Annotated in this window: 12 protein-coding genes; 9 read left to right on the top strand and 3 right to left on the bottom strand. The window is 61.6% G+C overall.

Going from position 1 to position 11,824, the window contains the following annotated elements; translation table 11 throughout:
• Positions 1–3: 3 nt before the first annotated feature.
• Positions 4–402 (bottom strand): TM2 domain-containing protein, encoded by a 399-nt coding sequence (locus P3C18_RS03010; protein ID WP_275960391.1) that lies wholly within the window; start codon positions 400–402, stop codon positions 4–6.
• Between the two features lie 156 nt (positions 403–558).
• On the opposite strand from P3C18_RS03010, the gene P3C18_RS03005 reads away from it, so the two are divergent.
• Positions 559–1,770 (top strand): putative DNA modification/repair radical SAM protein, encoded by a 1,212-nt coding sequence (locus P3C18_RS03005; protein ID WP_275960390.1) that lies wholly within the window; start codon positions 559–561, stop codon positions 1,768–1,770.
• On the top strand, positions 1,770–2,648 hold the full coding sequence (locus P3C18_RS03000; RefSeq protein WP_275960389.1) for a TIGR03915 family putative DNA repair protein: 879 nt from the start codon (positions 1,770–1,772) through the stop codon (positions 2,646–2,648). Before P3C18_RS03005 ends, P3C18_RS03000 begins: the two co-directional genes overlap by 1 nt.
• Here P3C18_RS03000 and P3C18_RS02995 read toward each other — a convergent pair.
• Positions 2,614–3,759 (bottom strand): PilT/PilU family type 4a pilus ATPase, encoded by a 1,146-nt coding sequence (locus P3C18_RS02995; RefSeq protein WP_275960388.1) that lies wholly within the window; start codon positions 3,757–3,759, stop codon positions 2,614–2,616. The two genes, P3C18_RS03000 and P3C18_RS02995, sit on opposite strands and share 35 nt — an antisense overlap.
• 106 nt (positions 3,760–3,865) lie before the next feature.
• Positions 3,866–4,900: a type IV pilus twitching motility protein PilT gene (locus P3C18_RS02990; RefSeq protein WP_090250115.1), complete on the bottom strand. Its 1,035-nt coding sequence runs from the start codon at positions 4,898–4,900 to the stop codon at positions 3,866–3,868.
• Between the two features lie 63 nt (positions 4,901–4,963).
• Here P3C18_RS02990 and P3C18_RS02985 point away from each other — a divergent pair, with 63 nt between their 5' ends.
• The 7 genes from P3C18_RS02985 (at position 4,964) to metW (ending at position 11,823) form a co-directional block, all read left to right on the top strand.
• On the top strand, positions 4,964–5,650 hold the full coding sequence (locus P3C18_RS02985; RefSeq protein ID WP_275960387.1) for a YggS family pyridoxal phosphate-dependent enzyme: 687 nt from the start codon (positions 4,964–4,966) through the stop codon (positions 5,648–5,650).
• Between the two features lie 36 nt (positions 5,651–5,686).
• Positions 5,687–6,505, top strand: coding sequence for a pyrroline-5-carboxylate reductase (gene proC / locus P3C18_RS02980; RefSeq protein ID WP_275960385.1), 819 nt, complete (start codon positions 5,687–5,689; stop codon positions 6,503–6,505).
• Positions 6,506–6,514: 9 nt separating this feature from the next.
• Complete coding sequence (locus tag P3C18_RS02975) at positions 6,515–7,105, top strand: YggT family protein (protein ID WP_090380362.1); 591 nt, start codon at positions 6,515–6,517, stop codon at positions 7,103–7,105.
• 12 nt (positions 7,106–7,117) lie between these two features.
• Entirely contained in the window at positions 7,118–7,414 is a 297-nt protein-coding gene (locus tag P3C18_RS02970) for a DUF167 family protein (protein WP_275960383.1), read from the top strand.
• A gap of 237 nt (positions 7,415–7,651) precedes the next feature.
• Positions 7,652–9,634, top strand: a complete 1,983-nt coding sequence (locus P3C18_RS02965) for a dynamin-like GTPase family protein (RefSeq protein ID WP_275960382.1) — start codon at positions 7,652–7,654, stop codon at positions 9,632–9,634.
• Between the two features lie 426 nt (positions 9,635–10,060).
• Positions 10,061–11,200, top strand: coding sequence for a homoserine O-acetyltransferase (locus P3C18_RS02960; protein WP_275960381.1), 1,140 nt, complete (start codon positions 10,061–10,063; stop codon positions 11,198–11,200).
• Positions 11,201–11,202: 2 nt separating this feature from the next.
• Positions 11,203–11,823 (top strand): methionine biosynthesis protein MetW, encoded by a 621-nt coding sequence (gene metW, locus P3C18_RS02955; protein ID WP_275960380.1) that lies wholly within the window; start codon positions 11,203–11,205, stop codon positions 11,821–11,823.
• The last annotated feature ends 1 nt before the right edge of the window (position 11,824 follow it).

Below are 11,824 nucleotides of genomic sequence, written 5' to 3'. Positions count from 1 at the left end.
AAATCAACCGCGTTCGGCGTTCTTGATCGACACCTGGGTGTTCAACGTCCAGAAGTCATACAGCACACCGAGCAGAAACAGGCCGCCGGTGCACAGGTAGATGATCCCGGTGATCCACTTGCCTTGGTACATGCGGTGCACACCGAAGATGCCGAGGAAGGTCAGCAGAATCCAGGCCACGTTGTAATCGGTGTCGCCTGCGGTAAAGCGCAGATCGGCCTCGCGATCCATTGCCGGAATCAGAAACAGGTCGACGATCCAGCCGATAAACAGCAGACCGAAGGTGAAGAACCAGATGGTCCCGGTCACCGGCTTACCGTAATAGAAGCGGTGCGCGCCGAGAAAACCGAAAATCCACAGCAGGTAGCCGATAAGTTTGCTGTGCGTGTCCTGTCGCTGCATAGATGTGCCTCCTAGTGGCTGGTAACGCTTTGACGCCACACTCTACGCAAGGTTCGCCGCCTGGGGAAATCCAGCGCAGCCACCAGCATCGCCGCGCTTGAAGCCCGCACTGGATTGCTAAATACTGTATGTATAAACAGTTAAGCAGGCAACACCATGCAACTGATCGAAAAACTCACCGTCCTCGCCGACGCCGCCAAGTACGACGCCTCCTGCGCCAGTAGCGGCGCGCCAAACCGCAGCTCCAAGGGCAAGAGCGGAATCGGCTCGACCAATGGCATGGGCATCTGCCACAGCTTTACCCCGGACGGGCGCTGCGTGGCGCTGTTGAAGATCCTGCTGACCAACTTCTGCCTGTATGACTGCCAGTACTGCGTCAACCGCCGCTCCAGTGACGTACCGCGCGCGCGCTTTACCCCAGAAGAAGTGGTGACCCTGACCCTCGACTTCTACAAACGCAATTGCATCAGCGGGCTGTTTCTCAGCTCCGGGATTATCCGCTCGGCCGACTACACCATGGAGCAGCTGATCCGCGTGGCCAAATTGCTGCGCGAAGAGCATGAGTTTCGCGGCTATATCCACCTCAAGACCATCCCCGACGCCGACCCACTGCTGATTGCCGAAGCCGGGCGCTACGCCGACCGCCTCAGCGTGAATATCGAACTGCCCACCGAGAGCAGCCTGATCCGCCTGGCCCCGGAGAAAAAGGTGCTCACCATCAAGCAGGCCATGCACTCGATCCATCAGGGCGAGAGCGAAGCCCGCGCAGAAATACGTGCACCGCGTTTCGCCCCGGCCGGCCAGAGCACACAGATGATCATCGGCGCCGACGCCACCGATGACAGCACCATCCTGCACACCGCGGCCTCGCTCTACGGCGACTACCGCCTACGCCGGGTGTATTACTCGGCGTTCAGTCCAATCCCGCAAAGCCCGAATACCGTGCCATTCGAAGCGCCGCCGTTGTTGCGTGAACACCGCCTGTATCAGGCTGACTTTCTGCTGCGCGGTTACGGCTTCGCGGTAAGTGAACTGCTCAGCGGCCCGGGCAACCTGGCCCTGGATATCGACCCGAAACTGGCCTGGGCACTGAACAACCGCGAGCACTTCCCGGTCGACTTGAATCGCGCCGAACCTTCGATGATCGCCCGCGTTCCCGGCATCGGCGTGCTGAGCGCGAAACGCCTGGTCGCCCTGCGCAGGCAGAAACGCATCCGCTTCGAGGATCTGACGCGCCTGCGCTGCGCACTGGAAAAGGCCAAGCCCTTTATCGTCACTCAGGACTATCGCCCTCTGCAGGCCAGCCGCGAATCGCTACTGCTGCGTCAGCAACTGAGCGAAACGCCAGCACAGATGGCGCTCTGGTAATGCACCGCGCCCCATTCGACGGCAGCTTTGCCGGCTGGCGTGAAGTTGCCAGAAGCCTTTTGCAGCAAGGCGTGCCACCGCACCAGGTCACCTGGCTGGGCGATGGTGACCGCGGCGGGCTGTTTGACCAGACGCCGATAAGCCCCACCCCCGCCGCAACAACCCCTGCGCCGCGCATCCCCAAGCAGCTGCTGGAGTTGCTGCAGAGCGCTGCACGCTTTCGCATTGAGGATCGCTGGAGCCTGCTCTATCGGATTCTCTGGCGTGTCGCCCAAGGTGATCGCGCGGCCATGCTGCCGGGCGATATTGACGGCAGTCAGCTGCATAAACGACTGAAAGCGGTGCGCCGCGAAGCCCACCACCTGCATGCCTTTCTACGCTTTCATCCACGCCCGGAACACGCCGAAGGGCCGCAGCTGGTGGCCTGGCACGAACCGGCCCACGACATTCTGGCCAGTGCCAGCGGGCACTTTGCCGAACGCCTGGGACGCAGTACCTGGTTGATTGCCACGCCGGATGACGGCGTGTATTGGGATGGCCAGCGCCTGCACTACCAACGGCCTTGCCCGAGTGAGTGGCAACGCCTGGCGCAAACGCCCGAGGATGAGGGGGAAGCGCTGTGGCTGGCCTATTACGGCAGCACCTTCAACCCAGCGCGGCTGAACCGCAGCGCCCTGGAAACCAGCCTGCCCGTGCGTTTCTGGAAAAACCTGCCGGAAGGCCCGCTTATTCCACGCCTGATGAGCCAAGCCCGCGCCGGCGCGCAACGCGATGGCCAGGCTGAGGCCGTCGCGCGCCAGGGCGGCAAACGCATTCGCCACACCCACGCGCAAGCGCCTGACGTCAGCGGAAACGCCGACCCGGATCTTCCTCGCTGACCTCCAGCGACAAGCCCTGGGCCATGCTGCTCAGATGGTCGCCATCGGTTTCCGAACCGAGCTTGATCATCAGGCGCAGGTCGTTGGCCGAGTCCGCATACAGCAGCGCGTCTTCGTAGGTGATTTCGCCCTGGCTGTAGAGGTTGTACAGCGCCTGGTCGAAGGTCTGCATGCCCTGCTCGGTGGAGCGCTTCATCAGCGCCTTGAGCTCGTGCACCTCGCCCTTGCGGATCAGGTCGGCAGCCAGCGGGGTATTGATCAACACCTCGATCACCGCGCGGCGGCCCTTGCCATCAGGAGTGGGGATCAACTGCTGGGCGACGATGGCCTTGAGGTTGAGCGACAGGTCCATCCACACCTGGTTCTGCCGGTCGGCCGGGAAGAAGTTGATGATGCGGTCCAGCGCCTGGTTAGCGTTGTTGGCGTGCAGGGTAGCCAAGCACAGGTGGCCGGTTTCGGCGAAGGCCACGGCGTGGTCCATGGTCTCGCGGGTACGCACCTCACCAATCAGAATCACGTCTGGCGCCTGGCGCAGGGTGTTCTTCAGCGCCACTTCGAAGGATTCGGTGTCGATGCCGACTTCACGCTGGGTAACGATGCAGCTCTGGTGCTGGTGGATATATTCGATCGGGTCTTCGATGGAGATGATGTGGCCGCTGCTGTTCTTGTTGCGGTAGCCGATCATCGCCGCCAGAGAAGTCGACTTACCGGTACCGGTCGCACCGACAAACAGCACCAGACCGCGCTTGGTCAGGGCCAGCTTCTTGAGAATTTCCGGCAGTTTCAACTCGTCCAGCGTCGGGATATTGGTCTCGATCCGACGCAGCACCATGCCAGCCAGGTTGCGCTGATAGAAGGCGCTGACGCGGAAACGGCCAACGCCACGGGCGCTGATGGCGAAGTTGCATTCGTGATTTTCAGTAAAATCGCGGCGCTGCTGCTCGTTCATCACTGCATGCACGGTTTCGCGGGTCTGCTCCGGCGACATGGGCGTCTTGGTGATCGGCATGATCTTGCCGTTGACCTTCATCGACGGCGGCACGCCAGCAGTAATAAACAGGTCGGAGCCGCCCTTTTCCACCATCAGGCGCAGCAGTTTTTCGAATTCCATCGTTGTTCGCCCATGTGCATCACGCGGTTATCCAAGGCCAGCGGCAGGCGCGTGGATTGCCGCTTGGCTGAACCCGACAGGCGATTGCCGGCCGGGTACTGTCGATTTAGAAATTTTCTGGCGTTTTGGCTTTCTCGCGCGCCGCTTCACGGCTGACGATGCCCTTGGTTACCAGGGTCTTCAGGCAGGAATCCAGTGTCTGCATGCCCAGCGAACCACCGGTCTGGATCGCCGAGTACATCTGCGCGACCTTGTCCTCGCGGATCAGGTTACGGATGGCCGGGGTGCCGATCATGATTTCGTGGGCTGCCACACGACCGCCGCCGATCTTCTTCAGCAGGGTCTGCGAGATAACCGATTGCAGGGACTCGGAGAGCATGGAACGAACCATGGACTTCTCTTCGGCCGGGAATACGTCAACCACGCGGTCGATGGTCTTGGCCGCCGAGGTGGTGTGCAGGGTGCCAAACACCAAGTGACCGGTTTCTGCAGCAGTCAGGGCCAGGCGGATGGTTTCCAGATCGCGCATCTCGCCGACCAGGATGATGTCCGGGTCTTCCCGCAGGGCCGAACGCAGGGCTTCGGAGAAGCCGAGGGTGTCGCGGTGCACCTCACGCTGGTTGATCAGGCACTTCTTCGATTCGTGAACGAATTCGATTGGGTCTTCAACGGTGAGGATGTGGTGGTATTTGTTGCTGTTTATATAGTCGAGCATTGCCGCCAGGGTGGTCGATTTGCCCGAACCGGTCGGCCCGGTCACCAGCACCAGACCACGCGGCACATCGGAAATCTTGCGGAAGATCTCGCCCATGCCGAGGTCTTCCATGCTCAGCACTTTCGACGGAATGGTTCGGAAAACCGCACCAGAACCACGGTTCTGGTTGAAGGCGTTAACCCGGAAACGCGCCACGCCGGGCACTTCGAAGGAGAAGTCGGTCTCGAGGAATTCCTCGAAATCCTTGCGCTGCTTGTCGTTCATGATGTCGTAGATCAGTGCGTGCACCTGTTTATGGTCCAGCGCAGGCAAATTGATCCGGCGAACATCACCGTCGACCCGAATCATCGGAGGCAGGCCAGCGGAGAGATGCAGGTCCGATGCACCTTGCTTGGCGCTGAAGGCCAGCAATTCAGTGATATCCATGGGACTCCCTAATGACAGACAAGCAGGTAGAATGCCGCGAAACCCAGGCGGCGGGCGCAAGTAATGTCCACGATAGCAGAGAATATTGCAAAGGTCGGAGTGCGCATCCGTGAGGCGGCGCAAGCCTCGCAGCGAGATTGTGCGACTGTTGGCCTACTCGCGGTGAGCAAAACCAAACCGGCCGCGGCGATTCGCCAGGCGTTTGCCGCCGGCACCCGCGATTTTGGTGAGAACTACCTGCAGGAAGCCTTGGAAAAGCAGGTCGAACTGAGCGATCTGCCGCTGACCTGGCACTTCATTGGCCCCATCCAGTCGAACAAGACCAAGCCCATCGCCGAGCACTTTGCCTGGGTGCATTCGGTGGACCGCCTGAAAATCGCCCAGCGCCTGTCTGATCAGCGCCCGGCGCATTTGCCGGCGTTGAATATCTGCCTGCAGGTAAATGTCAGTGGTGAAGCCAGCAAGTCTGGCTGCAATCCGGACGAGCTGCTGGCACTGGCACAAGCGGTTACACAACTGCCCAACCTGCGCTTGCGCGGATTGATGACAATCCCCGAGCCCACCGATGACCCCGGCGAGCAACGCGCCGCCTTCGCCCGCCTGCGTGAGCTGCAACACGGCTTGAACCTGGACCTCGACACCTTGTCCATGGGCATGAGCCATGACCTGGAAGCGGCGATTGCCGAAGGCGCGACCTGGGTACGCATCGGTACCGCCTTGTTCGGCGCGCGCGACTACAGCAATAACTGATTGAGTTTGCCTTCAGCCTTATTAAGGAAGCCCGTTATGACCACTCCCCGCATTGCCTTTATCGGTGCCGGCAATATGGCCGCCAGCCTGATCGGCGGCCTGCGTGCCCAGGGCATCGACGCCAGCGCCATTCGCGCCAGTGACCGCGGCGCCGAACAGCGCAGCAAGATCAGCGCCGAGCATGGCATCGAAACCTTTGCCAGCAACGCCGAGGCGATTCAGGGTGCGGACGTGATCGTGCTGTCGATCAAGCCGCAAGTAATGAAAGAGGTATGCCTGGACCTCGCCGCACATATCGGCGAGCAGCAGCTGGTGGTGTCGATTGCCGCCGGCATCAGCTGCGCCAGCCTGGAAAGCTGGCTCGGCCCGCGCGCCATTGTGCGCTGCATGCCCAACACGCCCGCGCTACTACGTCAGGGCGTTAGCGGCCTGTATGGCAATGCTCAGGTTTCGCCGGCCCAGCGCCAGCAGGCCGAACAACTGCTCAGCGCCGTCGGCCTGGCTCTGTGGCTGGATCAGGAAGCGCAGATCGATGCCGTGACCGCCGTGTCCGGCAGCGGCCCGGCGTATTTCTTCCTGCTGATCGAAGCCATGACCGCCGCCGGCGAGAAGCTTGGCCTACCGCGCGAGACCGCCGCCCAGCTGACCCTGCACACCGCTCTTGGCGCCGCACGCATGGCCGTGGCCAGCGATGTCGATGCCAGCGAACTGCGCCGCCGGGTAACCTCACCGGCCGGCACCACCGAAGCGGCAATCAAGACCTTCCAGGCCGAAGGCTTCGAAGCCCTGGTTGAAAAAGCCCTGAACGCCGCCGCCCACCGCTCTGCCGAGCTGGCCGAACAACTCGGTCAATAAGGAACGAAAATGATCGGACTCAACACCGCCGCCGTTTATATCCTGCAGACCATTGGCAGCCTGTACCTGCTGATCGTGCTGCTGCGCTTTATCCTGCAACTGGTGCGGGCAGACTTCTACAACCCGGTCAGCCAGTTCATCGTGCGCGCCACCCATCCGCTGCTGAAACCGCTGCGCAAGATCATCCCGAGCCTGGCCGGGCTTGATCTGGCCTCGCTGGTGCTGGCCATCGTGGTACAGCTGGTGTTGATGGCGCTGACCCTGATGCTGCTCGGTTATGGCCTGGACAACCCGCTGCAGCTGCTGGTGTGGTCGATCATTGGCGTCACCGCGCTGTTCCTCAAGGTGTTCTTCTTCGCCTTGATCATCAGCGTGATTCTTTCCTGGGTCGCCCAGGGCAGCCACAACCCGACCGCCATGCTGATCAACCAGATCTGCGAGCCGCTGCTGTCGCCGATCCGCCGCATCCTGCCGAGCATGGGCGGGCTGGATCTGTCGCCCATCGTCGCGTTTCTGCTGCTCAACCTGATCGACATGCTGGTGATCCGCAACCTGGCGATCATGACGGGCATGTACAAAGGCCTGAGCCTGGCGATCTGACCGCGAGCGCTGATGAGCCACTTTCGCTGGGATGGCGCCGACCTGATTCTCGAGTGCCACCTGCAGCCCAAGGCGAGCAAGGATGAATTCGCTGGGCTGCACGGTGATCGAGTGAAGATCCACCTCACCGCGCCGCCCGTGGATGGCAAGGCCAACGCCCAGCTGCTGGCCTTTCTCGCCAGCGCGTTCGCCGTCAGCAAGAGCCAGGTCAGCCTGGAAAGCGGCCAGCAAAGCCGGCAAAAGCGCGTGCGCATCAAACAACCGCAGCGCCTGCCAGACGAACTCGCACTGACCGCTCGGTCACTCTGACCGACCATAAGGCGGGCGTGCGACGACATGCAATTGACGCCATAGCTGCGACCCGCATAATGCCAAGCAGGTCAATCCACGAACGTCGTGGATCTGGCGTAATTCCACAGGCTTTAAAGCGTTATCTGCCGCGTCGGCTTGCTGCGCGGCATCGTTCAATGTGTGCCCGACTTAACCTGGGTGCCGTATAGCCCCAGTCGCCCCACAATGGATGCGCCAACCGGAGGAAAGCCCAGGATGAGCATGGAACGTCTCAGTCAGCAGGTCGATGCTTACGTCACCTGGAAGCGCGAGCTGATGCGCGAAATCACCCGCTACCGCAGCTGGCTGGTGACCAATCGGCTGAACTCCGAGGCCGTGGAAGCCAAGCTTGAGCGCGCGCTGAAACTGCTGCGCACCGACCACATCACCCTGGCCTTTGTCGGCGAGTTCTCGCGCGGCAAGACCGAGCTGATCAATAGCCTGTTCTTCTCCTCCTACGGCCAGCGCATGCTGCCGTCCCAGGCGGGGCGCACCACCATGTGTCCGACCGAGCTGTTCTTCGACCCGCGCTCGGAGCGTTCCTATATCCGCCTGCTGCCGATCGAGACCCGTGTGTCCGAGGCCAGCGTGGCGCAGTTCAAACGTATTCCACGGCACTGGGTCAATATCCCGCTGGACCTCAGCGACCCGGACAATATGGTCCAGGCCTTTGTCCAGGTCGCACGGACCAAACCCATGCCGGTCGAACAGGCGATTGCCCTGGGCTTCCACCCGGACATGCTGGAAAGCACCAATAAACCCGGCGAAGTACTGGTGCCGGCTTGGCGCCACGCCATGGTCAACTTCGACCACCCGCTGCTGCGCCAGGGCCTGCGCATTCTCGACACCCCAGGCCTGAATGCCCTGGGCAGCGAGCCGGAGCTGACCCTGTCGATGCTGCCCAGCGCCCAGGCGATCATCTTCCTGCTGTCCGCCGACACCGGCGTGACCGCCAGCGACATGGCCGTGTGGCAGCAACATATCCGCCAGCTCGACGAAGACACCCAGACCAGTCTGTTCGCCGTATTGAACAAGATCGACGTGCTGTGGGATGACCTGGCCGGCGAAGCCTTTGTGCAGAACGCCATCCGCCAGATCCAGACCAGCACCGCGCGCCAGCTCGGCATCCGCGTCGAGGACGTACTGCCGCTGTCGGCCAAGCAAGCGATGCTAGCCAAGGTGCGCAAGGACCCGGACCTGCTGGCTCGCAGCCAGATGAGCAACCTGGAAAACCTGCTCTGCGAGCGCATCATCGCGCAGAAGGAACGCCTGCTCGAAGACCGCGTGGTCAATCAGGTGCTCGCTCTGCTGCAGAACAGCCAGCACGTGCTCAACCTGCGCCTGGAAAAGGTCAACGAACAGCAGGCGCTGCTGAGCAACCATCAGCACGACAACGGCCAGATGCTCTTCGAGCTGACCGCCAAGACCAAAGAAGACCACAGCCAGCACCACAAACGCCTGCTGGGCCTGAAAACCAACCAGCGCCTGCTCAAGCGTCAGGGCGACTTGCTGCGCCATGCCTCACGCAGCGAGCGCCTGGACGAACACCTGAACAAGGTGCGCAAGAATCTCACCGGCAGCTGGACCACTCTGGGTATCAACCAGGCCATCCTGCACTTCTTCCGCAGCGTGGAGCAGGACCTGCACAACCTGGCGCAGGAAGCCGAGATGGCCAACAAGATGGTCGCGGCCATCTACCGTCGGCACAACGAAGAGAACCCGCTGCACGGTGTGGACGCCCCGCAGTTCAACGTCAACCGCTACCTGCGCGAACTCAAGCAGCAGCAAACCAAAGCCGACCAGTTCCGCTTGCAACTGAAAACCCTGCTGACCGAGCAGCGCAGCCTGACCAAACGCTTCTTCGCCACCCTGGTGCAGGAAGTGATCGGCCTGCACCAACGCATGCGCCAGGAAGCCGAACAATGGGCCAGCGATGCGCTGATGCCTCTGATGCAGCACACCCTGGAGCACAAGCAGTTGCTGGAAACCCACATGCTGCGGCTCAAGGCCCTGGCCCAGGAAACCCAGCAGTCGCGCCAGCGCGGCCAGCAACTGGCGCGTTACAGCAGCGAATTGGAGCAGCAACTGGCGCAGGCCAACGACATGCTGCGCATCCTGCGCCGTCCCGCCCCTGTGCAACGTCAAGGCAAGGTGGTCAACCTGCCTGGGGCTGCGCGCCCGCATAGCATCGGCGAATAGTCCTCCTCACCAGCTATACCCAGCCGCCCCATGCGCTTGCCGCGTGGGGCGGTGCTTTTAGGGTCTGTTCCCGTTTCGTGCGCAGCCGCGCCGGAGCCCGTTTTTACGCGAGGCAAGGCACGAGACACGAAGTTTGTTCAGCACATCCATGTGCTTCACCCCTTCGGGGCTTGCGCGCAAAAACGCTCCCGGCGTTTTTGTGGTTGTTCCAAATGAGTGTCGAGAAACGCTGCATCGCGTAAAAACTGGCCCGGCCCTGCGGGTTGCGCGAAAAATTTCGCCATGCGGTGTTGGAGGACTTGGCAAGGGAACAACCATTACCTTCGCCCTCCGCCTAGCCTGGCGAAATTTTGCGCAGCAACGCGGCTTGCGACGAAATGGGAACAGACCCTAGACTGCGGCCTTCTTTTATTGCGAGCAGGGTCGATGTCGACTGCCTTTCCCCAAGACTCTGTTGGCCTGGTAACTCCGCAGGTGCTGCACTTCGCAGAACCTCTGGCGCTGGCCTGCGGGCGCAGCCTGGCCGACTACCAACTGATCTTCGAAACCTATGGCGAGCTGAATGCCACGGCCAGCAACGCCGTGCTGATCTGCCACGCCCTGTCCGGCCATCACCATGCTGCCGGTTATCACAGCGCGGAAGACCGTAAACCGGGCTGGTGGGACAGCTGCATCGGCCCTGGCAAACCCATCGACACCAACAAATTCTTTGTCGTCAGCCTGAACAACCTTGGCGGCTGCAACGGCTCCACCGGCCCCAGCAGCATCAACCCGGCGACCGGCAAACCCTTCGGCGCCGACTTCCCGGTGATGACCGTGGAAGACTGGGTGCACAGCCAGGCGCGGCTGGCCGACAACCTCGGCATCCGCCAGTGGGCCGCGGTGATCGGCGGCAGCCTGGGCGGCATGCAGGCCATGCAATGGACCATCAGCTACCCAGAGCGCGTGCGTCACTGCCTGGCGATTGCCTCGGCACCCAAGCTGTCGGCGCAGAACATCGCCTTCAACGAAGTGGCGCGCCAGGCGATCCTCACCGATCCACAATTCCATGGCGGGCACTTCCAGGAACAGGGCGTGATCCCCAAGCGCGGGCTGATGCTGGCGCGCATGGTCGGCCACATCACCTACCTGTCGGATGACGCCATGGGCGAAAAATTCGGCCGTGGTCTGAAGAGCGAAAAGCTCAACTACGACTTCCACAGCGTCGAGTTTCAGGTGGAAAGCTACCTGCGTTACCAGGGTGAAGAGTTCTCCGGGCGCTTTGACGCCAACACCTACCTGTTGATGACCAAAGCGCTGGACTACTTCGATCCGGCGGCGTCCTTCGATGGCGATCTGGCCAAGACCCTGGCCCACGTCACCGCCGACTTCTGCGTGATGTCCTTCACCACTGACTGGCGCTTCTCGCCAGCGCGCTCGCGGGAAATCGTCGATGCGCTGACCGCTGCGCGGAAAAACGTCTGCTACCTGGAAATCGATGCGCCTCAGGGCCACGACGCCTTCCTCATGCCGATCCCGCGCTACCTGCAGGCGTTCGACAGCTATATGAAACGGATTAAGGTGTAGCCATGCGCGCGGATCTCGAAATCATCCAAGAGTGGATTCCTGCGGGTAGCCGGGTGCTTGATCTGGGCTGCGGCAATGGCGAGCTGCTCGCCTGGCTGGCCGAGCACAAACAGGTCAGCGGCTACGGCCTGGAAATCGATGCGGACAACATCGCCCAATGCGTGAGCAAGGGCGTCAACGTGATCGAGCAGAACCTCGACAAGGGTCTCGGCAACTTCGCCAGCAACAGCTTCGACGTGGTGGTCATGACCCAGTCGCTGCAAGCCCTGCATTACCCGGACAAGGTGCTGGCGGAGATGCTGCGCGTCGGCAAGACCTGCATCATCACCTTCCCCAACTTTGGCCATTGGCACTGCCGCTGGTACCTCACCACCAAGGGCCGCATGCCGGTATCGGACTTTCTCCCGTACACCTGGTTCAACACGCCGAACATCCACTTCTGCACCTTTGAAGACTTCGAAAAGCTGTGCCACGACCAGGGCGCGAAAGTCATGGATCGCCTGGCCGTAGACCGCGACCACCGGCACGGCTGGGCCAGCCGGATCTGGCCTAATCTGTTAGGTGAAATCGGCATTTACCGGATCAGCGGGCCTACGGCCGAAGACCTGCAGATCGCCAACTAGG

This window comes from Pseudomonas sp. 1928-m (assembly GCF_029269135.1).
Lineage (GTDB): Bacteria > Pseudomonadota > Gammaproteobacteria > Pseudomonadales > Pseudomonadaceae > Aquipseudomonas.
Note: the sequence above shows the minus strand (reverse complement) of the source record. Positions and strands in the feature narration are given on the sequence as shown.